This is a genomic window from Nocardioides cynanchi, from assembly GCF_008761635.1.
Taxonomy (GTDB): domain Bacteria; phylum Actinomycetota; class Actinomycetes; order Propionibacteriales; family Nocardioidaceae; genus Nocardioides; species Nocardioides cynanchi.
Genome location: NZ_CP044344.1, coordinates 3438868 through 3461742, shown reverse-complemented (window position 1 = coordinate 3461742; position 22875 = coordinate 3438868). Strand labels below are relative to the sequence as shown.

The following is a 22875-nucleotide window of genomic DNA, read 5'->3' as shown; positions in this document are numbered from 1 at the left end:
CGAAGGACCTCTACGCATGAAGCACCGCGACCCGTCCCGGCGCGTGCGGGTCCCCGGGCTGGGAGCGGTGTCCCGGCGCCTGCTGATCAGGGTCGGCTGCGGGGTCGGCCTGCTCGTCGCGGCCTTCCTGTTGACGCTGCTGCCGCTGCTGCTGGCGCACCACGACGCGGCCGCTGCCGCGAACGAGCTCCAGCAGGCGAACGACGCGGTGTCCTCCGAGCAGATCCCGCAGGCGCAGCAGGCCCTGGCGCAGGCACGGGGCAACGTCCAGGGAGCGCAGGGCCACCTCGACGGTTTCGTCGCGAACGCATGGTCGCACCTTCCGGTGCTCGGCCCGGCCGTGGCCGACGGCCGCCACCTCGTCGCCGCGCTCGACCAGGCGACGACGGCCGCGACCATCGGCGTCAACCTGATCGCCCACGCCACCTCCCCCGAGTCGCAGCTGATCGAGGGCACCCGGGTCAACATCCACGACGTCCGGCAGATCGCCGCGCAGGCCCGACGGATCGGGCCGCACCTGCGAGCCGCGCAGGCCGAGATCGCAGCGGTGCGCGGCAACGACCCTCTCGTCGGAGGCAAGATCGACTCGCTGAAGAAGCGGGCGACCGAGCAGCTATCGACCACCCAAGGGACCTACCGCAGCTTCAAGCCGCTGCTCGACCAGCTGCCGGCAGTCCTCGGCGCCCGGGGACGGCGTACCTATCTGCTGACGATCATGAACCCCGCCGAGCAGCGGTTCTCCGGTGGCGCGACGCTCCAGATGGCGTCCATCACCTTCGACCACGGGCTGATCACCTTCGGGCGCAGCCAGAGCGTGGCTGACGTGGACCAGGCCAAGCCCTTCCTGAACTGGCCGCCCGTCAAGGGCAACCTCTTCCACCCGCCCGGGCCACGACGTCTGGCCGCGGCGGCGTACTCGCCGTGGTGGCGGGTGTCCGGCGAGGAGCTGCTCCGCGCCTGGCAGGCCCAGACCGGACAGCGGTGCCAGGGGCTGATCGCGGTGGACCTCCAGGCCCTGGCCGAGCTGTTCCGGATCACCGGGCCGATGCAGGTGCCCGGCTACGGCGAGCTCAACGCCGACAACCTGGTGCAGTCCCTGGCCGGCAGCTACGACAGCTTCCAGAACGCCTACCAGCGTCGCCGCCTCAACAACGCGCTGGTGCCCGCCTTCCAGCAGAAGTTCCTCAGCGGCGGCAACTTCGTCGCCAAGGCGCGGTCACTTCTCGACGACGCCAAGGGCCGGCACGTCGCGCTGTACTTCCGGCAGCCCCTGGTGCAGCACGCCTTCGCCTCCGCCGGCTTCAGCGGCAACCTGTCGACGACGCGGCACGACTACCTGGGCGTCTTCACCCAGAACCTCAACGGCAGCAAGTCCGACTTCTGGCAGTCCCGACAGGTCGACATGCAGGTCGGGCTGAGACCTGACGGAAGCGCGGCCGAGACCCTGAACGTCCTGGTCCAGAATCCGGCTCCCCCCTACACGCTGCCGACCCCCGACCCGCAGACCGGTTACGACACGAGGTGGCTGGGCACCTTGATCGGGGTCTTCCTGCCGTACGGCGCCCAGCTCGAGGACGCGTTGGGCAACAGCTCCCCGATGGTGCACGAGTCGCTCGAGCAGTCGACCACGAGGCTGCCGGGGGTCCGCAACCGTCCGGTGCTCAGGCACGGGTGGCTGCTCGCGCCGCAGCAGGGTGTCCAGCTGACCGTCCGCTACACGGTCCCGCACGCGGCCACGGTCGACCGGGCGTCCGGGGACCTGATGTATCGGGTGGCGCTGGACCCGCAGGACCTGGTCCAGCCCCAGACCAACGCTATCTCGCTGACGATCCCGAGCGGATACACCTTCGGGACGTTGCCCTCGGGCTGGACCCTTCGAAGCCCGCAGCTGGCGGTGCTCGTGGTGCCCCAGCTCACCGAGTCCAGCTCCTGGAAGGTCCCGGTCGTCAAGCAGTGAGGTCAGTCGCCGGGGCCGGGGAGAATGAGAGACAGGTCGGCCAGCCGGTCGATGAAGGCCCGGACGTCGGGAGCGACCTGCTCCACGGGTGCGCCGAACGCCTCGGCGAGGTCGGCCACGATCTCGACCTCGGTGCGGTCGCCGTCCAGACAGGCCCAGATCTGCGCGGCCGAGCCCTCGAAGACGTAGGGCTGGTGGTCGAGATGGTCGAGGTCCAGGACGACCACGCGCTCGTCGGACTCGACGTACGCCGCGCTGCCGGAGCGCCGCCAGACCGTGCCGTCGACGGCGGCCTCACCACGTGGGCGGGAGGCTGGGTCGGACACGCGCCGAGTTTAGGGCTGAAGCGCCCGGCCGATACCATGAGGGCTGCTGTCCCGAGGAGAGGCCCCACCATCCGATGAGTGCACCACCGACGCATGTCGACTACCAGCTGAGCCAGCTCGACCAGCTCGAGGCGGAGTCGATCCACATCTTCCGCGAAGTCGCCGCCGAGTTCGAGAAGCCGGTCCTGATGTTCTCGGGCGGCAAGGACTCCATCGTCATGCTGCGGCTGGCGGAGAAGGCGTTCTTCCCGGCCAAGATCCCCTTCCCCCTGCTGCAGATCGACACCGGGCTCGACTTCCCCGAGGTCCTCGAGACCCGTGACAACTGGGTCAACCGGCTCGGGGTCCGGATCGTGGTGGCCAGCATCGACGAGGCGATCAAGAAGGGCGTGGTCGTCGACGACGGCAAGACCAGCCGCAACCGGATGCAGACCGCCACCCTGCTCGACGCGATCGAGGAGAACGGCTTCAACGCCCTCTTCGGCGGCGGCCGCCGCGACGAGGAGAAGGCCCGCGCCAAGGAGCGCGTCTACTCCCACCGCGACGACTTCGGCCAGTGGGACCCCAAGATGCAGCGCCCCGAGCTCTGGAGCCTCTACAACGGCCGCATCCACGGCGGCGAGCACATGCGGATCTTCCCGCTGTCCAACTGGACCGAGCTCGACGTCTGGCACTACCTCGGACAGGAGGAGGTCGAGCTCCCCTCGATCTACTTCGCCCACGAGCGCCGCGTCTTCCAGCGTGACGGCATGTGGATGAGCGAGAACCCGCTCAACCCCTGCAAGCCCGGCGAGGAGGTCGTGGAGAAGGTCGTGCGCTACCGCACGGTCGGCGACCTGACCCTGACCGGTGCCGTCGAGTCCGACGCCGACACCATTCCCAAGATCATCGACGAGATCGCCATCGCCCGCGTCACCGAGCGTGGGGCCACCCGAGGCGACGACCGGTTCTCCGAGGCAGCCATGGAGGACCGGAAGAAAGAGGGCTACTTCTGATGGACCTGCTCCGATTCGCCACCGCCGGCTCGGTCGACGACGGGAAGTCCACCCTGATCGGGCGGCTGCTCCTCGACTCCAAGTCGATCTTCGAGGACCAGCTCGAGGCCGTCGAGGCCACCAGCCACTCGCGCGGCTACGACTACACCGACCTCGCCCTGCTGACCGACGGCCTGCGCTCCGAGCGTGAGCAGGGCATCACCATCGACGTCGCCTACCGCTACTTCGCGACCCCGTCACGCAAGTTCATCATCGCCGACACCCCGGGCCACATCCAGTACACCCGCAACATGGTCACCGGTGCCTCGACCGCCGACCTGGGGCTGGTCCTGGTCGACGCTCGGCAGGGCCTGACCGAGCAGAGCCGGCGCCACGCCGTGCTGCTGTCGCTGCTGCGGGTGCCGCACCTGGTGCTGGCCATCAACAAGATGGACCTCGTCGACTGGGACCAGGACATCTACGAGAAGATCCACGACGAGTTCACCAACTTCGCCACCAAGCTGTCGATCCCCGACCTCGCGGTGATCCCGATCTCGGCGCTCAAGGGCGACAACGTGGTGACCCGCTCGGAGAACACCCCGTGGTACCACGGGCCCACGCTGATGCACCACCTCGAGCACGTGCACGTGGCCTCCGACCGCGACCTGGTCGACACCCGCTTCCCCGTGCAGTACGTCGTACGCCCGAAGTCCGACGAGTACCACGACTACCGCGGGTACGCCGGACAGGTCGCCGGTGGCGTGCTGAAGAAGGGCGACGAGGTCGTCGTCCTGCCCAGTGGCATGACCTCGACGATCGAAGGCATCGACCTGTTCGACCGGGAGGTCGACGAGGCGTTCCCGCCGATGTCGGTCACGGTCCGGCTCTCCGACGACGTCGACGTGAGCCGCGGCGACATGATCGCCCGGGTCAAGAACGCGCCGAAGCCCAGCCAGGACATCGACGCGATGATCTGCTGGATGACCAACGAGCCGCTGCGCCCGCGGCAGAAGCTGGCCATCAAGCACACGACGCGGATGGGCCGGGCGATGGTCAAGGAGATCCAGTACCGCCTCGACGTCAACACGCTGCACCGCGACCAGGAGACCAAGGAGCTGGGCCTCAACGAGATCGGCCGCGTCCAGCTGCGCACCACGGTGCCGCTGCTGTGCGACCCCTACTCCAAGAACCGCACCACCGGGTCGTTCATCCTGATCGACGAGGCCACCGGGGTCACCGTCGGCGCCGGGATGATCAACTCGGGCAGCTAGTCACCGGTGACTCGACCGCCAGCACGTTCTGGCCGACGAAGCCTTGCGATCTTCGTTGATCAGGGTCTGAGCAGCGCGAGCAACTTCCTGCTGGTGATCCTGGTGGCCAGGCTGCTGACGACCAGCGAATTCGGGACGTTCGCGGTCGGCTTCAGCGTGCTGGCGGTGGGCCTGGGTCTGTCACGTGCGAACCTCGGGGTGCCGCTGAGCGTCGATCTTCCGCACGAGACAGATCCCCGAGCCGTCGACGAGGCGATCGGGCGCTCCATGGCAGTGGCACTCGTCACCGGTGCGGCCATCGGGGTCGTCGTCGCTGCCCTCGGCGCCCTCGTCGGCGACGGGTCGAGTCTGCGCGGCACCCTGCTGCTGCTGGCCTGCGCCTCACCCTTCCTGGTCGTCCAGGACGTCGCCCGCTTCGTTGCCGTCGCGCGCGGTGTCCCGAGCAGGGCGCTGATCTCCGACCTCGTCTGGGTATGCACGGCCTTGGCCGTTCTCGGCATCAGCGCGCTGTCTCAAGGCATGGGTGCGCTTGCTGCCGCTGGCGGCTGGGTGCTCGGCGGCCTGCTCGCACTCGGCGCGATCCGGCACTGCCTGCGACGTCCGGTCTGGCGCGGGACCTGGCGCTGGTTCGCACAGGACCGGCGCCGTCGCCACCTGACCGTCGATGCCCTGACGGCGGCGGTGACGCCGCTCCTCGTCGTGTTCCTGGTGGCCACGGTCTGCTCCCCTGCGACCGTCGGCTCGCTGCGCGGTGCGTCGACGCTGATGAGCCCGATCAACGTGGGCATCGCGGCCGTGGGGCTCGGGGCCGTCGCGGAGGTCACGCGTCGATCGCAGGCGCAGGGCCGCACCTTCATGATCATGGTGTCCCTGGGGCTCGCTGGCTGCTCCGTGCTGTGGGGAGCGGCCGTGTGGCTGCTACCCGACGGCCTGGGCCACTTCCTCCTGGGCCCCACGTGGGACAGCGCCCGCAGGGTGCTTCCGTTCAGCACCGCCGAGTTCGTCGGACTGTCGGTGTGGACGGGTGCGATCACGCTGCTCAGAGCGGCGGGTCGCACTCACGTCAGCGCAGTGTTCCGCGTGGTCTACCTCGTTGTCGCTGTCGTCGCAGCGGGTGGTGCGGCGTTGCTCCTGGGCACCGCCACCGGCGTTCAGGCCGCTCTCGCGGCGTCCGCGGCGATCCTCGCCGTGCTCTCCTGGATCAGCGCCGTTCGTCCGGCGTCCGAACCGGTCGCCGCCGACGTGCCGAACGCCACGGCCTGACCACACCCCTGGGCTGCCGCGGCGGCTGCGCTGTCAGTCCCGCGCGTCGCCGCGCGCGACGGCCGGTGCGCCGACCGACGAGCGGACCGCGCTGGACTGCCGGTCCGGCTCGTGGACCCTGGGCCGGCGTACCCGCAGCAGCAGCCAGGCGACCAGCGCCACCGTGAACCCGACCGCCAGCCGGCCCCCTTCGTACAGCTGGTTGTTGGCCGAGAGGTAGAGCACCTGGATGCCGAGGTAGAAGAACACCACGCAGGCGACCGGATCGGCACGGGTGCAGGTGTCGCGCCACGCCGATCCGAAGGCGAACCCGATCAGCACCATCAAGGGGATCACGCCGAGGAACGTGAGGTCGGACGCGGGGTGGATGAAGAAGGTCGACCACTGGACTCCGGCGGTCCATCCCTCGGCGCTCACCTGGCCCTCGTAGGTCCGGGCCTCGACGGCGTTCTCGTCGAGCCCGAGGACCCGCGACACGTTGTGCCGGACGAAGGTGGAGAAACCGAGGCCGTACGTCGGGTGCCAGGTCGCGTCCAGGGCGAGGGACAACCCCTTGTAGCCCTGGGTGAGATAGCTGGTGAACACCGAGCCGGTCGGCTGCGCCGCCGTGGGCACCACCGTGTAGAACACGCTGTCGGTCCGGGTGGTGCCCAGGCTGACCAGCGCCTGGTTGCGCATCGCATCGTTCAGGGACTGGTGCCGGTGTTGGCCGGAGGTGACCGCGTCCGTCTCCACGCGGCCGGAGATCACGGTGTGGTAGTAGCCGAGGAAGAGCCCGGCGACCAGAACGGCGCCCGCGAGACAGGTCAGCGACCGCTTCCAGCGTCCACGCCCCACGCGGCTCGTCGACGCGACCAGGACCAGGAAGAGCACGATGTAGCCGCAGAGGTCACCGACGTCCTGGTTGACCGCGCGGGCGACCCCGAGCGCCAGGGTCATCAGGATCGTGGCCACTCCGAGCCCGCGGGCCAAGGGGGAGAGCCGGGGCCAGAAGAAGAGCGTCAGCGGCAGGACGGCGATGGTCAGGGGCGCGACCAGCGTGCCGAGGTAGACGGCGTACTGCGGGATCGCAAGCTCTGCGGCCGTCTTCGCGGCGTAGGCCTGTCCCGGGTGCAGGAGGCCCTGGACGACGTTCGGGAACCACTGCCCGGTGGCGTCGTAGACCGTCAGGGGGTAGAGAACGAGGTAGAGGACGGAGCCGACCACCACGATCGCACTCGCTTGCGGCAGAGGCCACCGCCCGCCGACCGGCCGCCCGCCCTTGCGCCGGACCGCCCACCAGTAGCCCGCGACCATCGCGACCAGGTAGGCCGTCAGCAGACCGTAGACCTCGACGGCGTTGTCCATCTGCCAGTCGATCGGCCCGAACAGGGACAGCAGCATGGCGACCACGAAGAGCCCGGCGCCGGCCAGCAAGGGGACGTAGCGGCTGCTGCCGGTGAAGTCGAACAGCAGCGGCGCGTCGTTGTCGCGCAGCTGCGGGTGGCTCAGGACGCGGGTCCTGGTGCGGGTGGTGTTCATCTGGCTGGCCTCCGAGACAGGCTGAGGATACGGGACGCTTGACGGACGTTGTTCTTGTGCTCGAGCACGAAGGCGCGGCCGTGCTCGCCGCGACGGAGCAGCGCGTCGAAGCCTTCGGCGAACGCCTTCTCGAGGCCTCGCGAGACCCCGTCGGGACCGGGCTCGTCGATGGTGAGCACGTGCTCGAGGTACTCCACCGGCATGCCCGGCAGACGTGTGGTGAGCACCGCCGTGCCGGACACGAGGTACTCCATGTTCTTCGACGGGAAGGAGTACTTGGTGAACTCCTCCTCGGCGGGCCGGGGGTTCACCAGCAGCCAGGCGGTGCGCTCGGCCGCCACCACCTCGGCCGTCGGCACCACCCCCCGGTAGGTGATCCGGGGATCCACCGCCGCGATCGCCGCGAGCTCGGCTGCGTAGTCGCCCTGGCCGAAGACGACCAGCTCCGCGTCGGGCCGGTCCCAGGCCTGGAAGCCGCGGACCAGCGACTCGACGCCGTACTCCTTGCGCAGCGCGCCGGCGTAGAGCACGGTCGGGTGGGAGGCCTTCTCGGTGCCCTCGGGCGCGGGCGCGGATGCCTCGACGTCGACCAGACCCTCCATCACGACGTAGGGCTTGCCGTCGGTGCCGAGCACCTCGGCCATCTGCTCGGTGAGCACGACGTAGCCGTCCAGCATCGACAGCGAGGTCGCGACGGAACGGCGGGCCGCGGAGTGGACCGGGCCGACCCGACGCCCGCTGGCATCGTGGACGTCGGCCATGTAGGAGTACAGATCGGCGAAGATGCCGATCCGGGTCAGGTGCGACGCTCCGCGCAGGGACGGCAGCACGGTGGCCATCGCCGAGACGTAGGCACCGTCGATGATCATCACCCGGGTGGCGGCACGGCGCGTCCGCCACCGCCAGGCCAGCGTCTGCCGGGCGAGGCCCAGGGCCAGCCAGACCTGCTTGAGGACCGGGAGGTTGGGGAAGGCCAGATGGTCCACCGTGAGCCGGTCGGAGACGACCTCGCGACGACGCGGCCACCACCGGCCGAGGTGGAACCGGTGCGACGCGCTTCGGCCGACGATCGCGTGGATCCGGCAGCCCTGCGCCAGCAGGCCCTGCTGGATCAGGCTGTGGAACTTGAACCCGGCGTCCGGCATCCCGTAGGTGACCTCCTGCGCGCCGGGCCGCAGCTGCTCGCGCATCCGGGCGAACTCCGCCGGGGTCGCGACGCTCGACACGTAGAGGACGTCCACTGCGGCGGTCACGACGCCTCCCCGGTCCGCAGCAGGCCCAGGCAGGTCCCGAGCCGGTCCCAGGAGGCCTCGAGGTCAGCGGGGTCGGGCGGCGACGGGAGCCCGGCCCCCGACGATCCCGACGGCTCCTGACCGAGCCACTCGGGCAGCCGCCCCACCCGCTCGGCGAGCGTGACGTGCGATGCCAGCGGCGAGGCGAGCACTCGGCCCGGCGCCAGGGCCAGGGCCTCGGTCAGGGAGAAGCCGAGGCTCTCGAGGCGGCTTCCGACGATCACGGCATCGGCCCGCCGGAGCGCGGTGCGCATGACGGCTGCGGTGACCGGACCCCCGGTGACCCGCAGCCCCAGGGTCGAGGCCACCCGCTGGATCTCGGTCCAGCAGCCCGAGCCGTCGTCCGGGCCGGCGAGGACCACCCGTCGCGGGAGGTCCGGGCGGGCGGCGACCACCGTCAGGGCCAGGACCGGGTCCTTGTACCAGGTCAAGGTGCCCGGCACGAGGACGAACGGCTCGTCGGGAAGGCCGGTGTGGTCGTCCGCCGGGTCGAGCAGCGAGAGCGGGTAGAGGACCTCGCTGACCTCGACCGGGCGGCCGGTCGATCGCCCGGCCAGCTCGGCCATCGGGGTCGTCAGGGCCACGATCCGCTCGGCGCGACGGGTGTTCAGCCGGGCCAGCAGGCGTCGTTGCTCCATGCGGCGGCGCATCGGCGAGGGATACGGGCGCGCGAGCTCGCGGAACTCCACGGCGGGCAGGAAGTTCCAGGCGTTCTGGACCAGGACGACCTCGGCCCGTCGGAGTCTCGGACGCGCGGTCTCGACCAGCTGCACGGCAGGGCGGAAGGAGTAGCCCACCCGGGCGAGGGAGTCCTCGACCACCCGACCGCCCAGGGAGCGCCGCCCCGTGCTCTGTGGTGTCTCGGCCGTCATGTGGTCCTGATACCTGCCCAGGAGTGGTGTCGGGAGGCCGTGGACAGGATGAAGCGGACCACCCGGTTGCTCGTGTCGGGGACGTCGTACCCCTGTGGCGTCGAAGAAGTCACCGGACCGTCGGCGACCGCGACCGCGACCGCGACGGCACGGCGTACGTCGTCCGCGTCGAGGCCGGTCATCAGGATCGTGCCCGCGTCGAGCGCCTCCGGGCGCTCGATCGAGTCGCGCAGCGTGACCGCGGGGAAGCCGAGCATCGCCGACTCCTCCGAGATCGTGCCGGAGTCCGACAGCACGCAGGCGGCGTCGAGCTGGAGCCGGTTGTAGTCGTGGAAGCCGAACGGGTCGAGCCAGCGGATGTCGCCGTCGACCTGCTCGCCGAGCGCCTCGAGCCGTTTGCGGGTGCGGGGGTGGGTGGACACGACGACCGGGCGGCCGAAGGACTCGTGGACGGTGCGCAGGCACTCCAGCAGCATCCGCAGCCGGGCCGGGGAGTCGACGTTCTCCTCGCGGTGGGCGCTGACCAGGAAGTACCCGCCGCGCTCGAGGCCCAGTCGGGACACGGCGTCCGAGGCGTCGATCTGCGCACGGAAGTGCGCGAGCACCTCGCGCATCGGGGAGCCGGTCACGATGACGCGGCGGGGCTGCAGGCCCTCGGCCAGCAGGTTGCGGCGCGCGTGCTCGGTGTAGGCGAGGTTGAAGTCGGCGACGTGGTCGACCAGCCGGCGGTTGGTCTCCTCCGGCACGTTCTCGTCGAAGCAGCGGTTGCCCGCCTCCATGTGGTAGGTCGGGATCCGCAGCCGCTTGGCCATCACCGTGGCCAGGCAGGAGTTGGTGTCGCCCAGGACCAGCACGGCGTCGGGGCGCTCGGAGAGCAGCACCTGCTCGGTGCCGACCAGCACCCCGCCGAGCACCGCGCCCAGGCTCGAGGTGTCGACCCCGAGGTAGTGGTCGGGGGCCCGGAGGGCGAGGTCGTCGAAGAACACCTGGTTGAGCCCGTGGTCGTAGTTCTGACCGGTGTGCACGAGCACGTGCTCGATGCCCTCGGTCGCCTCGAGCCGGGCGATCACCCGCGACAGCCGGATGATCTCGGGGCGGGTCCCCACGATCGTCATCACCTTCATGGCGTCACCTTCTCGGGATACTGGTCCGGTTGGTCGGCGTCGAGGAGCTGGTCGGCCCAGAACATCGTCAGCAGGTCGCGATCGCCGACGTTGCGGATGTTGTGCACCCACATCGTGGGCATGTCGACGAACGACGGGGTGTCACCGGAGAGGCGGAAGGTCACCACGTCGTCATGGAGCAGGCGGCGCAACGAGATCTCGGCCTCGCCCGCAAGCACGAAGAACCGCTCGACCTTGCGCAGATGGTAGTGGTCCCCACGGGTGTGGCCGGGCCGCGTCGTCGACACGAAACCCTGTCCGGTGCCTCCGTGGGCGCGCACGGTCTCCACGAGGTCTCCGCGGGCGTCGCCGTGGACCGACGGCGCGATCGGGAACTGCCCGGGGAAGAGGTAGGACCGGTAGGTGTTGAACAGGTCGACCGCAAAGGACGTGGACAGGTCGGGGAGCTCGCCGCGCTCGGCGTAGAGCGCCTGGAAGCCGGTGAGGCGGTCGAGCACCTCGCCGATGCCGTGCGGCTCGCCCTCGACCGGGACGAGCCGGTCCACCGGGTCGAGTGCCGCGCCGATCAGCGCCTGCGCGGCGCCCTGCGCGTGCAGCAGGGGGATCTCGCGGTCGCCGGTCACCTCCGGTCGGCGCCCGGCCGCCACCTCGGAGCAGAAGGTCGCGACGAAGGAGTTGTACGCCGGTCGGCCGTGCTCGCCGAACAGGTTGGGCAGGACGACGTCGGCGAACGTGCCGGGCAGCCGCGCGAGCAGCTCCGCGGCCCGGCGCTTGCCCCGGCCGTAGGGGTTGTCGAGCTCACGCTGCACCGAGTCGGCGTACACCACGTGCACCGGCCGCTGCCCGAGGGCGGACCCCAGGGTCTCCGCGAGCTCGACGTTGCCGCCCTCGACCTCCTCGTCGGAGGCGGCTCGGTTGACGCCGGCCAGATGGATCACGGTGTCGACACCGTCGAGAGCGTCCCGGAGGGCACTCGGGTCGGCCCAGGTGTCCCGGCCCACCAGCAGCGGCTCGATGCCGTGCAGCGCCCGGAGCCGGCACGCGGTGTGCCAGCCGAGGAAGCCGTGGCCACCGGTCATGGCGACGCGTCGGAGTTCGGTCATCGGTCCGGCTCCTCCCATCGCGCACCCCGGCCAGGGGCGGTCCTCGGCACGTCAGCCCGGGAGCCGGTCGGCTCCCGGTCGCACCTCATCATCATGGCTCGCCTGGGGCCGCGGGCCGCAGGTCCCGACCAGTCGCTCATCGTGACCGCCTCGCGGCCGCGGCCGCGAGCAGCTCCTCGAGGACGGCGGCCCCCGACTCCTCACCGAGCTCGGAGACATAGGTCGACCGGGCCCGGGAGCCCATCGCCGTCAGCTCCTCGGGACTGGTGCCGGCCAGCTGCCGGAACGCCTCGGCCAGCGATCCTGGGTCCTCGGGGTTCGCGGTGAAGCCGCAACCCGAGCGGCGCACCAGCGCCGCGGCGTCACCCGCCACCGAGCACACGATCGGCAGACCGCAGGCCATCGACGACTGGAGCTTGCTCGGGATCGTCCCGCGGAAGAGCGGCAGGTCCTTCAGGGACACCAGCTGGGCGTCCGCCTCGGCCATCAGCGCGGGCATCTGCTCCATCGGGAACCGCCCGAGGAACCGGACCCGGTCGCCCAGACGCAGGTCGCCCGCCAGTCGCTCCAGGGCGGGCAGCGCCACCCCGGTCCCGACCAGGGCCAGGGCGAGGTCGGGGTCGTCCACGAGCGCCAGGGCTCGCAGGGCGGTGTCCAGCGCCTGCACCTCGCCGAGGCCACCGGCATACATGACCCACCGGCGGTCGTCGAGGTGCGGCCGACCGGAGCGCGCCACCGGGGCGAAGATCCGCTCGTCGACCCAGTTCGGGATGGACACGGGAGACACCGTGGCACCGCGAGCGGCCAGGGTCTCGGCCATGGTCGGGCTGATCGCCGCGACGCCGTCCGCTCCGGCGTACAGCCGTCGCAGCCAGCGGTTCAGGAGCCGCTCGACCCGTGCTGCGGTCGCGGGGTTGCCGATGAACCCGCTCGCGGTGATCGTCTCCGGCCACAGGTCCTGCACGTAGACCGCGTAGGGGACTCCCCAGACGCGGCGCAGGGTCATCGCGGCCAGGCCGACCGTCGCCGGGGTGAGGTAGGTCAGACACACGTCGACGTCGCGCAGCCAACCGACCTGGGCGGTCGCCGATGCCGCGAACGACGTCAGGCTGAGCGCTCGCCGCACGGCCGACCGGTCGTGGCTGGGCGCGTCGGGGACCCGGAGGATCTGGACGCCGTCGCGGTTCTCGTGCAGACGCGGCCGCATCGTGTAGCCGTCGTAGACCCGGCCGAGCGGATAGCTGGGGAAGCCGGTGAGGACCTTGACCTCGTGGCCCCGGGCGGCCAGGGCGCGCGCGACGGCGGTCGAGTGGGCGGCCGACGCCGTCTCCGGCTCGTACCACTGGGTGATCATGCCGATCCTCATGCGGCGACCTCCGGACGCCGGCCCAGCAGCGCGGGCAGGGCGAGGTAGACCCCCGAGACGACCGCGGCGAGGAGAACCGCCCCGGGAGTCGGCAGGGCCAGCGTGGCCAGGCAGACCAGCACCCCGGCCAGGAGTACGACGGCCGCGGTGGCCAGGTGGGAGAGTCCGCAGTCGAGCAGGCGCTGGTAGACGTGGGAGCGATGGGCCTCGAGCAGGGGCTCGTGCCGCACGGCACGTCGTACCAACGTGCCACTGGTGTCCACGAGGTAGATCACCAGCGGCGCCAGGCCATGCCAGAGGTCGTGCTCGCGGAGCGCGGTGAGCAGGGCCAGTACGCCGATCAGGGCCCCCACGCCGTAGCTCCCCACGTCTCCGAGGAAGACCCTGGCCCGCGGGGCGTTCCAGGGCAGGAAGGCGAGGGAGGCGCCGGCGAGCGCCCAGGACACGCCGTACACCAGGGGGTCGGAGTCGTGCGCCGCCAGGCCTCCGAACCAGCACGCGGCCAGCAGGGCGCTGCCCGCGGAGATCGCGTTGATGCCGTCCATGAAGTTGAAGGCGTTCACGTAGGAGACCAGCCACAGCGAGCCCACGACGGCGACCAGCGGGCCGTCCCACGACGAGGCCGTTCCCACGGCGACCGCGACGGCGATGCCCACGGCGAGCAGCACCTGGAGCAGCAGGCGGGGGGCGGCGCCCACCCCCCGCAGGTCGTCGACGAAGCCCAGCCCGGCGAGGAGCGCGACTCCGAGCGCGACCAGCGCGGCTGAGGTCCGCGTGAGCGAGGCCGACCCGTCGGGCTCGACCAGCAGCGCGGCCACGACCCCGGAGAGGACCCCGGCCAGCAGGGCGATCCCGCCACCGCGCGGCACGACTGTCGCGTGCGAGGAGCGCTGGTTGGGCACGTCCAGCACCTGGTGTCGTCGCAGGAGCGCGACCACCGGAACCATCAACGACGCGGCAGCGACGAGCGCAACGGAGAACTCCAGCACGTCTATCGCGCTGTCAGTGCCCGGAAGGCCGGGATCGACTGCAGCAGGTCCACGACCTGGGCGACGTCGAGACGCTCGGTGTTGTGCGAGTGGTAGTCGTCGGCGCCGATCTCGGCCACGTCACCCTGGTCGAAGTACTCGGCGTAGTTGAGGTCGCGGGCGTCCACGGCGACGCGGTAGTAGTCGCCCTGGTCCTCGGCGCGAGTGAGCTCCTCCCGGGTGGCCAGGGTCTCGTAGAGCTTCTCCCCGTGCCGGGTCCCGATCACCTGCAGGTCGGGCTGCACGCCCATGGCCGTGGCGACGGCCGTCGCCAGGTCTCCGACCGTGCATTCGGGGGCCTTGCGGACGTAGAGGTCGCCGGGGCGGGCTCGGGTGAAGGCGTACTCGACCAGGCCCACGGCGTCGTCGAGCGACATCAGGAAGCGGGTCATCTCGGGATCGGTGACCGTCATCGGCCGGCCGGACCTGACCTGCTCCACGAACATCGGGATCACCGAGCCGCGCGACATCATCACGTTGCCGTACCGCACCGTCGACACCACCGTGCGGGCGGTGGGGTTGTTGCGGGCGAAGGCCTGGGCGACCTTCTCCATCATCGCCTTGGACATCCCCATCGCGTTCACGGGGTACGCCGCCTTGTCGGTGCCCAGGCACACCACCGACCTCACGCCGTTGGCGTTGCTGGCCTCGATCACGTTGGCGCTGCCGAAGACGTTGGTGCGGACCGCCTCGAGCGGGAAGAACTCGCAGCTGGGCACCTGCTTGAGGGCGGCGGCGTGGAAGACGAAGTCGACGCCCCGGCTCGCCCGGTCGACGCTGCCGTAGTCGCGCACGTCACCGATGTAGAACCGCACGCGGGGGTCACCGATCTCACGGCGCATGTCGTCCTGCTTGAGCTCGTCGCGCGACAGGATCCGCACCTCGGCGACGTCACCGTCCAGGAGCCGACGCGCCATCGTCCCCCCGAACGAGCCGGTCCCCCCGGTCACGAGCACGGTGGAGCCGTCGGTGGCGGCGGGCTGGGTCATCGGGAGGTGCACCTCAAGTCGTCTGCGAAGCCCCGAGCAGGGCCCGGGCCGGACATTCTAGGTGCGGGACCGGTGGCCCCGGGAATCCGCAGGAGGGGGTCGCCCTCGCGCTACGGCGCGACGTCGAGGGGGACGTCCCGCAGCGTCGGCAGGTACCACGAGTCGAAGAAGTCGAAGAGCCGCGCACGCTCGTCGGGTGGCGGCGGGGTGGCGTAGTCGTCGTACAGCCGCTCGAGGTACTCCTCGAGGGGCGAGGGCGAGCGGTAGTCGTGCCCGGCGATGCTGACCCGCCCGCCTCCGTCGAAGATCCGTCGTGGCATCGCCTCGCGCTCGAGGTACCCGGCCGCCAGGTTGGTCAGGTGGGACGAGCCCTGCGCGCTGCGAAGCCCGCAGAGGGCGCCGTAGCTCCAGAGCAGCCACCGACGGGGTACGGCGCGGGCGACCGCCCGGGCGGCCAGCCTCAGGGCTCGCGGGCGGGCCGAGGGTCCTCCGGTGGTCACCAGCCGGGTACGCCCGTAGAACGCCGTACGCAGCCAGCCGGAGAGGCGCAGCTGGACGTGCTGGGCGCGACGCGAGGCGTAGGTCCCGCCCAGGGGGAACAGGTCGATGTGGACGTACTTGTGGTGCACGCTGGCCAGGTGCACGCGGCCGAAGAGCTGCTCGTAGGTGGGGTCGGTCCACGGGTCCAGCACGTCGTACCGCGGCGGCAGCTCGTCCCGCAGCGCCTCCAGCGCCGCGCCGTAGGACTCCAGCGGGACCAGCAGGTCGACGTCGAAGTCCCACGGGATCAGGTCGCCACCGCGGCAGGCGCCGAGAGCGGTGCCGGCGCACAGGAAGTAGCTGATCGAACGCCTCTCGAAGACATCGGCCACCTGGCGAAGCATGTCGCGCAGCTGTGCCTGAAGTGCTTCCGGGCTGTCGATCATCCGCGAACCGGGGGGTGGGATGTCTTCGGTCATGGTCGGCGCGTCTGGACGCCGTCACCGTCCTTTGCGCGTCGGTGGAGATGAACAGTCAGCCCGAGCGTCGAGAGGATCGTGTTGGCCAACAATGCCGCACTGACGGCCACGACTGCCAGAGAACCGTGGCCGATGTCGGAGAGGAACCACAGGGCGACGATCGCGGCCGCGCAGGTGGCGACGCAGAGGGCGGCCAGGCGGCGCACCGTCTGGTCGGTGGAGAAGACGATGCGGGCCGGCTGCCAGGCACCGTCCGCCGCGATGTAGAGCGCCATCGCGGCCAGCACCGCGACCCCGGGACCGTGCCCGACGAAGCCGACCTGGACCAGGGCCCACAGCGAGACGGCGTAGGCGGCACCGAGTGCCGACGACACCGCGGCCATGGTCACGCAGTGACGCAGCACGTCCCGCCTCCCGAGAGAGAGCCGGTTCCGCGCGTAGAACGGCCACAGGGCCTGCCCGAGGACGGCCACGATCGAGAACGCCGGCGCCCCGAGCTGGAGGGCCACGCTCAGCGCGGCGACGTCGCGGTCGGTCCCGTGCACGCTCTGGACGGGCCGGAGCAGCCAGACAGGCAGGATCAGGGCACCCTCGACGACGATCAGCCACAGCGTCAGCGTGCTCCGGCCGAAACGGTCGCTCGGGCGCCGCCGCGCGTCGGCGTACAGCGACCGCAGGCTGACACCCGGCAGGCGGGCCGCCATCAGCAGCGACGACAGGGCGGCCAGGAGCATCGCGCAGGGCACCGGGAAGACGTAGGCCCAGGGGGGACCGTCGAAGGCACCGACGAGCAGGACCCCGAGGAGTGACGCCGGCCCGGTCACCGAGCTCGCCCAGACCCGCTTGGTCACCTCCCCCATGGCGATCAGGACGCGGTCGCCGATCAGCAGGACGATCCACAGGCCCATCGAGATCGACACGAAGATCACGGCGAAGTCCATCGGGAAGGCGTCGGGCTGGTCCCGCCCGAGCAGCCGGCTCCACCCGATCCACGACAGGCCCACGGACAGACCGGTCAGCAGAGCCGCCCCCATCAGGCAGGTCCGCAAGGAGCGGGAGATGGCGTCGTGGAAGGCTTCGGGGCTCAGGGCCACCGAGTTGGCGATCCGGGCGCCCATCGCGGGCAGCACGAAGCTGGAGACCGTCGGCAGCGAGACCGCCAGCGACACGGCGGCGAAGTCGGACGCGTCGAGCCGGCGGCTCATCAGGGCCCACGCGAGGACGGTCGGTACGCCGCTGATCACGAGCGTGACCACCCGCACCATCGCGGTCGAGGCCAGCGCCTTGCCCCGGATCTCCTTGCTGCCGCGCGCGGCGCCGGCTCCCGGCTCGGCGCCCACGGTCAGGTGCCCGACTCGATGGTCACGACTCAGCCGACCTCGCGGAGGTGGCCTGCATGCCCGCGGAACCACTCGACGGTGGCCGCGATGCCCTCGCGGAGCGGGGTCCGGGCGGTCCAGCCCAGGTCGTGCAGTCGGGTGACGTCCAGCAGCTTGCGGGGCGTGCCGTCCGGCTTGGAGGTGTCCCACACGGTCTCACCGCGGTAGCCGACGGCCTCGGCCACGAACCCCGCGATCTCCCGGATCGTCGCGTCCTGGCCCGTCCCCACGTTGACCTGGACGCCGTCGTCGTAGTGCTCGAGCAGGTGCAGGCACGCGTCGGCGAGGTCGTCGACGTGCAGGAACTCGCGCCGGGGCGAGCCACTCCCCCAGTTGGTCACCGCGGGCGCACCCTGCTCACGCGCCTCCTCGTAGCGCCGGATCAGCGCCGGGAGCACGTGGCTGCCGGTCGGGGAGTAGTTGTCACCGGGGCCGTACAGGTTGGTCGGCATCGCCGAGATCCAGGACAGGCCGTACTGACGGCGTACGGCCTGCACTCCGAGGATGCCCGCGATCTTGGCGATCGCGTAGGCGTCGTTGGTCGGCTCGAGGTGACCGCTGAGGAGGGAGTCCTCGCGGATCGGCTGCGGCGCGAGCCGCGGGTAGATGCACGACGAGCCCAGGAACAGCAGCCGCTCGACCCGGTGGGCGAGGGCGGCGTCGAGCACGTTGGTCTGGATCCGCAGGTTGTCGGACAGGAAGTCGACCGGGTGGCTGTCGTTGGCCAGGATGCCGCCGACCTTGCCCGCGGCGAGGACGACGTAGCGCGGCCGGATCTGGTCGAAGAGGTCGAACACGAGATCTCGTTCGCGCAGGTCGAGCTCACCCGAGGAGCGGCCGTGCAGGTCGGTGAAGCCGGCACTCTCGAGCCGCCGCCAGATCGCGGAGCCCACCATGCCGCGGTGACCGGCGACGTAGGTCGCGGACTCGCGGTCGAGCGGACCGGGGACGAACGAGGTCATCGGGCACCGGGCCAGCCGGGGAGATCCGGGCGGTCGATCCACGGACGACCCTCGTGGGTCAGCGCCTCGACGTCGGCGTCGACCATGATCTCGGCCAGCCGGGACGCGTCCACGGTCGCCTTCCAGCCCAGCTCCCGCTCCGCCTTGCTCGGGTCGCCGCGCAGCGCGTCGACCTCGGAGGGCCGTAGGTAGCGCTCGTCGAAGCGGACGTGGGCCTCCCAGTCGAGGCCGGCGTGCGCGAACGCCGACTCCATGAACTCCCGCACCGAGATCGCGCCGCCGGTGGCGAGGACGTAGTCGTCGGGCGCATCGGCCTGGAGCATCCGCCACATGCCCTCGGCGTACTCCGGTGCGTAGCCCCAGTCACGGACGGCGTCGAGGTTGCCGAGGTAGACGTGCTCGTCGAGCCCCGCCTTGATCCGGGCGACGGCCCGGGTGATCTTGCGGGTCACGAAGGTCTCGCCACGGCGCGGCGACTCGTGGTTGAAGAGGATGCCGTTGACGGCGAACAGTCCGTAGGCCTCGCGGTAGTTGCGGGTGGCCCAGTAGGCGTAGACCTTCGCCACGCCGTACGGCGAACGCGGGTGGAACGGCGTGGACTCGTCCTGCGGCGGCGGGGTCGCGCCGAACATCTCCGAGCTCGACGCCTGGTAGTACCGGCACTCGACGCCCGACATCCGGACCGCCTCGAGCAGCCGCATCGAGCCCAGCCCGGTGGTGTTTCCGGTGTGCTCGGGCTCGTCGAAGGAGACGCGGACGTGCGACTGCGCGGCGAGGTTGTAGACCTCGTCGGGGTCTATCTGACGCATCAGCTGGACCAGCCGGACGCCGTCGGTGAGGTCTCCGTAGTGGAGATGGAGTCGGCTGTCGTCCTCGTGCGGGTCGCGGTAGAGATGGTCGATCCGCGCGGTGTTGAAGGTCGAGGCGCGACGGATCACGCCGTGCACCTCGTAGCCCTTGGCGAGCAACAGCTCGGCGAGGTACGACCCGTCCTGGCCGGTCACCCCGGTGATGAGTGCTCGGCGCACGCGATCCCGTCCCCTCTGTCCGCCACCCCCCGACTGGGCTGATCAGCCCCACGAGCATAGCCAAACCGGCGTGACGTAGGAGGCGTATGTGACAAGGTGGTGCGGTGCCTGACATCCGCCGGCCGACCGTACCGACGTATGCCGTCTGCTCGGTCCCGATCGCCGCGATCGACGCCTCGGGAGCAGCGGCGCGGATCGTCGCCGATGCGATGGCGCACCTGCCGTGCGAGGTGCACCTGTGCAACGCCTACACCCTGTCGCTGGTCGACGGCGACGAGCAGATGCGCACCGCCCTCCTGGCGGCCGACCTCAACCTCGCCGACGGCACCCCCGTCGCGCTGCTCGGGCGCCGGCACGGCCTGCCCGGCCCGGTCCGCGGCACCGAGCTCGTCGGTGAGGTGGCCCGGCAGGGCGGCGCCGACGTGCGCCACTACCTCTACGGCGGGAACGAGGGCGTCGCCGACCTGATGGCCGCCGCGCTGGTCCGCAAGGTGCCCGCGACGTCCGTGGTCGGGACGGAGTGCCCGCCGTTCCGCCCGCTCACCGACGCGGACCTCTCGGGTCTGGTCGAGCGGGTCCGCGCGTCCGGGGCCGACGTGCTCTGGATCGGGCTGGGCACCCCGCGGCAGGACTACCTCGTCCACCTGCTCGCACCCCAGCTCTCGATCCCGGTGGTGCCGGTCGGTGCGGCCTTCGACTTCTGGTCGGGCACGATCAAGGAGGCGCCGCGCTTCCTGCGCGGGACCGGGCTGGAGTGGGTCTACCGCCTGGCCAAGGAGCCCCGACGCCTGTGGCGTCGCTACCTGCTCGGCAACCCGAGGTTCGTGCTCTCGGCCTGGCGTCACCGAGGGTAGGGATGCGGGTCCTCGTCGCGCACAACCTCTACCGGTCCGCCACGCCCAGCGGCGAGAACCAGCTGGTCCGTGCGGAGGTCTCGCTGCTGCGCGACCACGGGGTGGACGTCGTGGAGATGCTCGCCGACAGCGACGACATCGCCGGCGGCCTCCGGGGCGTCCTGCAGGCGGCACCGGGCCCGGTCTACTCCCGGTCGGGGGTGCGCCGTCTCACCCGGCTGCTGGACCGGACCCGGCCCGACGTGGTGCACCTGCACAACGTCTTCCCGCTGATCTCGCCGTGGGTGGCCCGGGTCGCCCATCGCCGGGGCGTGCCGGTGGTCCAGACCGTGCACAACTACCGGCACGGCTGCGTGAACGGCCTGCACCTGCGCGACGGCCGGCCCTGCACCGACTGCCTCGGCACGAGGCTCGGGCTGCCGGCCGTGCAGCACGGCTGCTACCGCGGCTCCCGGCTCCAGACGGTGCCGATGACCATCGGGCAGGTGGTGCACCACGGCACCTGGCGCGACGACGTCGCCCGCTACTTCGTGCTCACCCCGTTCATGCGCGACAAGCTCGTGGTGACCGGCGTCCCGGCTGACCGCATCCTGATCCGCCCGACCTGGGTGCCGGACCCGGGGGTCGCTGCCGGCGCCGGCACCGATGTGCTCTACGTCGGGCGGCTCGACGAGCCCAAGGGCGTCGACCGGCTGCTCGACGCGTGGGCGGCGGGCGGTGCCGCCTGCGGCCGCACGCTGACCGTGGTCGGCGACGGCCCGCTCCGGCCGCTGGTCGAGCGGGCGGCCGCCGGGGGCTCGGTGCGCTGGCTCGGACAGCTCCCGCCGGACCGCGTGGCGGCCGCGATGGAGCAGGCGGCCTACGTGGTCGTCCCGTCCCGGGTCTTCGAGGGCTACCCGCTGGCGGTCGCCGAGGCCTTCGGCCGTGGCCGCCCCGTCCTGACCATCTCGGGAGGCAGCGTCGGCACGGTCGTCGACGACCGGACGGGGTGGGTGGTGCCCCCCACGGTCGAGGCGCTCGCCCACGCGATGGCGAGCATCCACGACGAGGACGCCCGCCGCCGTGGCGCGCAGGCTCGGACGTCGTACGAGGCGGAGAACACCCCGGAGCGCGGCCTCGCGTCGTTGCTCTCGGGGTACGACGAGGCGATCGGCTCGGCGGCTACCGCTTAGGCGGCGGCGACCAGGTGCCCATCCGCAGGTCGGGGACCGCTTCTGCGGCCGGAGCCTGCTCCTCGGGCTTCCGCACCAGGGCCAGGAGGATGCCCGCGGCCCACCAGAACGGCACCGCGCCGAACGGCGCCTCGAGGACGACCCCCAGCGACGCCACCACGAAGAGCGCCACGGTGAGCAGCGCGGCGAAGGTGAGCAGCTCGTCCTGGGCGATGCGACGCCGGAAGCGGAAGATCTGCTGGACCAGGCGCAGCACCAGCAGCAGGAGCAGGCCCACGCCGACCAGTCCCAGCCGGGCGAAGCTGCCGATCAGGTAGTCATGGGGGCTGCGCACGTTCTGGTACGTCGTGCCCTCGAGGTAGAGCAGGGTGTGCGACTCGGCGAGGAAGTCCACGCCCATGCCGGCACCGAAGATCTCTCGCGACTGGGTCTCCTCGGTCCAGGAGATGACCCCGTGCCAGACCTTCTTGCGGGCGCCGGCCGTGCCGAGGGCGCTCTGCGCGTCCTGGGTCGTCGCGCTCGCGGCGTCGACCGTGGCCAGCAGCCGGTCACCGGCCGTGGTCGACGGGAGCGCCTTGACCCCGATGATCAGCAGCAGGGGTACCGCGACCAGGATGCCGGCGCGGCGGATGCCCTTGCCGTGGTTGGCGGCATAGGCGAGGCCGAAGCCCATCAACAGGCACACCAGCACGGCGATGAAGCCGGCCCGCGTGGCACTGTGCGAGACCGCGACCCCGGCCACCAGCAGTCCGCACCCGGACTGGAAGCGTCGCTGCCCCAGCAGGAACCGGCGCAGCAGGAGCCCCGCAGTGACCCCCACGATCGCGGTGTCCACGTCGGGCCGGAAGGCGAAGATCCCGCCGCCGAGGAAGGGCCGCGCGGTCTCCCAGGTCGTCGCGGACCCGACCAGACCGACGACACTGACCCACGCGAGGTGGAAGAGCAGCGCCCGCCAGACCCACGTCATGGTCCGCTCGAGCGAGGCGGGCGTGGCCCGGGCGATCGACAGACCGGACAGCAGTCCGAGCACGGCGTACAGGTAGGGCACGCCGTCGCGCAGCCAGACCTGGGAGAGCACCCAGGTCGACGACAGCGACATCCGGAGCACGACGTACACGAGGAAGGCCACGAGCAGGCCTGAGCTGCCGGCTCGGAAGCCGGGGCGCACGGGCGCCTCGCGCTCCGGGCTCAGCAGCATCCGGACGACAGCGGCCGCCACCAGGGCGTCGGTCAGATAGAGCGACGAGACGCCGATGTAGGAGCCCCAGCGGGTCGCCCCCACGAGGAGCACCACGGCCGCCGTCCCGGCGAGCGGGCGAGCAGCGGCGCGCGGCACGATGCGTGAGCGGTCGGCCAGCAGGGTCGATGTCGCCATCGCGGCCACCTCCCCCTCGTCCGGTCCGGCTCGATGTGCGCCGTCGCAGGCGTCCTTGAA

20 protein-coding genes are annotated in these 22875 nt (G+C 71.3%); 6 read left to right on the top strand and 14 right to left on the bottom strand.

The window, feature by feature from the left end; all coding sequences use genetic code 11:
* The first annotated feature begins 16 nt into the window (after positions 1-16).
* Positions 17-1957, top strand: coding sequence for a DUF4012 domain-containing protein (locus E3N83_RS16760; RefSeq protein ID WP_151084288.1), 1941 nt, complete (start codon positions 17-19; stop codon positions 1955-1957).
* A 2-nt stretch (positions 1958-1959) separates the two neighbouring features.
* On the opposite strand, the gene E3N83_RS16755 is transcribed toward E3N83_RS16760, so the two are convergent.
* On the bottom strand, positions 1960-2283 hold the full coding sequence (locus E3N83_RS16755; protein ID WP_151084287.1) for a PqqD family protein: 324 nt from the start codon (positions 2281-2283) through the stop codon (positions 1960-1962).
* A gap of 74 nt (positions 2284-2357) precedes the next feature.
* Between E3N83_RS16755 and cysD the strand changes: the two genes are divergently transcribed.
* From cysD to E3N83_RS16740, 3 genes are all read left to right on the top strand, one after another.
* Complete coding sequence (gene cysD, locus E3N83_RS16750; RefSeq protein WP_151084286.1) at positions 2358-3278, top strand: sulfate adenylyltransferase subunit CysD; 921 nt, start codon at positions 2358-2360, stop codon at positions 3276-3278.
* Positions 3278-4528 (top strand): sulfate adenylyltransferase subunit 1, encoded by a 1251-nt coding sequence (locus E3N83_RS16745; RefSeq protein ID WP_151084285.1) that lies wholly within the window; start codon positions 3278-3280, stop codon positions 4526-4528. Before cysD ends, E3N83_RS16745 begins: the two co-directional genes overlap by 1 nt.
* Before the next feature lie 102 nt (positions 4529-4630).
* The gene (locus tag E3N83_RS16740) at positions 4631-5791 is read left to right on the top strand and encodes an MATE family efflux transporter (protein WP_151084284.1); all 1161 of its coding nucleotides are present in this window, start codon (positions 4631-4633) and stop codon (positions 5789-5791) included.
* A 33-nt stretch (positions 5792-5824) separates the two neighbouring features.
* Here E3N83_RS16740 and E3N83_RS16735 read toward each other — a convergent pair whose 3' ends face one another.
* The 12 genes from E3N83_RS16735 to gmd all read right to left on the bottom strand — a co-directional run bounded on the left by E3N83_RS16735 (position 5825) and on the right by gmd (position 19414).
* Positions 5825-7312: a hypothetical protein gene (locus tag E3N83_RS16735; protein WP_151084283.1), complete on the bottom strand. Its 1488-nt coding sequence runs from the start codon at positions 7310-7312 to the stop codon at positions 5825-5827.
* Positions 7309-8565 (bottom strand): glycosyltransferase, encoded by a 1257-nt coding sequence (locus E3N83_RS16730; RefSeq protein ID WP_151084282.1) that lies wholly within the window; start codon positions 8563-8565, stop codon positions 7309-7311. The genes E3N83_RS16735 and E3N83_RS16730 overlap by 4 nt, the downstream gene beginning before the upstream one ends.
* Positions 8562-9476: a glycosyltransferase family protein gene (locus E3N83_RS16725; RefSeq protein ID WP_151084281.1), complete on the bottom strand. Its 915-nt coding sequence runs from the start codon at positions 9474-9476 to the stop codon at positions 8562-8564. The genes E3N83_RS16730 and E3N83_RS16725 overlap by 4 nt, the downstream gene beginning before the upstream one ends.
* Entirely contained in the window at positions 9473-10600 is a 1128-nt protein-coding gene (gene wecB, locus E3N83_RS16720; RefSeq protein ID WP_151084280.1) for a non-hydrolyzing UDP-N-acetylglucosamine 2-epimerase, read from the bottom strand. Before wecB ends, E3N83_RS16725 begins: the two co-directional genes overlap by 4 nt.
* The gene (locus E3N83_RS16715; protein ID WP_151084279.1) at positions 10597-11703 is read right to left on the bottom strand and encodes a polysaccharide biosynthesis C-terminal domain-containing protein; all 1107 of its coding nucleotides are present in this window, start codon (positions 11701-11703) and stop codon (positions 10597-10599) included. Before E3N83_RS16715 ends, wecB begins: the two co-directional genes overlap by 4 nt.
* Positions 11704-11839: 136 nt before the next feature.
* Entirely contained in the window at positions 11840-13069 is a 1230-nt protein-coding gene (locus E3N83_RS16710) for a glycosyltransferase family 4 protein (protein WP_151084278.1), read from the bottom strand.
* The gene (locus E3N83_RS16705; protein WP_151084277.1) at positions 13066-14058 is read right to left on the bottom strand and encodes an MraY family glycosyltransferase; all 993 of its coding nucleotides are present in this window, start codon (positions 14056-14058) and stop codon (positions 13066-13068) included. The genes E3N83_RS16710 and E3N83_RS16705 overlap by 4 nt, the downstream gene beginning before the upstream one ends.
* Positions 14059-14060: 2 nt before the next feature.
* Positions 14061-15086, bottom strand: coding sequence for a polysaccharide biosynthesis protein (locus E3N83_RS16700; RefSeq protein ID WP_151084276.1), 1026 nt, complete (start codon positions 15084-15086; stop codon positions 14061-14063).
* 110 nt (positions 15087-15196) lie between these two features.
* Complete coding sequence (locus E3N83_RS16695; RefSeq protein ID WP_151084275.1) at positions 15197-16045, bottom strand: LicD family protein; 849 nt, start codon at positions 16043-16045, stop codon at positions 15197-15199.
* The gene (locus E3N83_RS16690) at positions 16042-17385 is read right to left on the bottom strand and encodes a polysaccharide biosynthesis protein (RefSeq protein ID WP_151084274.1); all 1344 of its coding nucleotides are present in this window, start codon (positions 17383-17385) and stop codon (positions 16042-16044) included. The genes E3N83_RS16695 and E3N83_RS16690 overlap by 4 nt, the downstream gene beginning before the upstream one ends.
* Before the next feature lie 29 nt (positions 17386-17414).
* On the bottom strand, positions 17415-18386 hold the full coding sequence (locus E3N83_RS16685; RefSeq protein WP_151084273.1) for a GDP-L-fucose synthase family protein: 972 nt from the start codon (positions 18384-18386) through the stop codon (positions 17415-17417).
* Positions 18383-19414: a GDP-mannose 4,6-dehydratase gene (gene gmd / locus E3N83_RS16680; protein ID WP_151084272.1), complete on the bottom strand. Its 1032-nt coding sequence runs from the start codon at positions 19412-19414 to the stop codon at positions 18383-18385. Before gmd ends, E3N83_RS16685 begins: the two co-directional genes overlap by 4 nt.
* Positions 19415-19518: 104 nt before the next feature.
* On the opposite strand from gmd, the gene E3N83_RS16675 reads away from it, so the two are divergent.
* Together E3N83_RS16675 and E3N83_RS16670 are read left to right on the top strand one after the other, a co-directional pair.
* Positions 19519-20268: a WecB/TagA/CpsF family glycosyltransferase gene (locus E3N83_RS16675; RefSeq protein WP_151084271.1), complete on the top strand. Its 750-nt coding sequence runs from the start codon at positions 19519-19521 to the stop codon at positions 20266-20268.
* A gap of 2 nt (positions 20269-20270) precedes the next feature.
* Entirely contained in the window at positions 20271-21440 is a 1170-nt protein-coding gene (locus E3N83_RS16670; protein WP_151084270.1) for a glycosyltransferase family 4 protein, read from the top strand.
* Here the strand turns inward: E3N83_RS16670 and E3N83_RS16665 are convergent.
* Positions 21430-22815 (bottom strand): O-antigen ligase family protein, encoded by a 1386-nt coding sequence (locus tag E3N83_RS16665; protein ID WP_151084269.1) that lies wholly within the window; start codon positions 22813-22815, stop codon positions 21430-21432. The two genes, E3N83_RS16670 and E3N83_RS16665, sit on opposite strands and share 11 nt — an antisense overlap.
* Positions 22816-22875 lie beyond the last annotated feature (60 nt).

Bases quoted from the DNA above. Each gene is read 5' to 3' on its own strand.
- E3N83_RS16695 (WP_151084275.1), bottom strand. From the start codon at position 16,045: ATGACCGAAGACATCCCACCCCCCGGTTCGCGGATGATCGACAGCCCG.
- E3N83_RS16735 (WP_151084283.1), bottom strand. From the start codon at position 7,312: ATGAACACCACCCGCACCAGGACCCGCGTCCTGAGCCACCCGCAGCTG.
- cysD (WP_151084286.1), top strand. From the start codon at position 2,358: ATGAGTGCACCACCGACGCATGTCGACTACCAGCTGAGCCAGCTCGAC.
- E3N83_RS16725 (WP_151084281.1), bottom strand. From the start codon at position 9,476: ATGACGGCCGAGACACCACAGAGCACGGGGCGGCGCTCCCTGGGCGGT.
- E3N83_RS16745 (WP_151084285.1), top strand. From the start codon at position 3,278: ATGGACCTGCTCCGATTCGCCACCGCCGGCTCGGTCGACGACGGGAAG.
- E3N83_RS16665 (WP_151084269.1), bottom strand. From the start codon at position 22,815: ATGGCGACATCGACCCTGCTGGCCGACCGCTCACGCATCGTGCCGCGC.
- E3N83_RS16715 (WP_151084279.1), bottom strand. From the start codon at position 11,703: ATGACCGAACTCCGACGCGTCGCCATGACCGGTGGCCACGGCTTCCTC.
- E3N83_RS16685 (WP_151084273.1), bottom strand. From the start codon at position 18,386: ATGACCTCGTTCGTCCCCGGTCCGCTCGACCGCGAGTCCGCGACCTAC.
- E3N83_RS16670 (WP_151084270.1), top strand. From the start codon at position 20,271: ATGCGGGTCCTCGTCGCGCACAACCTCTACCGGTCCGCCACGCCCAGC.
- E3N83_RS16760 (WP_151084288.1), top strand. From the start codon at position 17: ATGAAGCACCGCGACCCGTCCCGGCGCGTGCGGGTCCCCGGGCTGGGA.
- E3N83_RS16710 (WP_151084278.1), bottom strand. From the start codon at position 13,069: ATGAGGATCGGCATGATCACCCAGTGGTACGAGCCGGAGACGGCGTCG.
- E3N83_RS16700 (WP_151084276.1), bottom strand. From the start codon at position 15,086: ATGACCCAGCCCGCCGCCACCGACGGCTCCACCGTGCTCGTGACCGGG.
- wecB (WP_151084280.1), bottom strand. From the start codon at position 10,600: ATGAAGGTGATGACGATCGTGGGGACCCGCCCCGAGATCATCCGGCTG.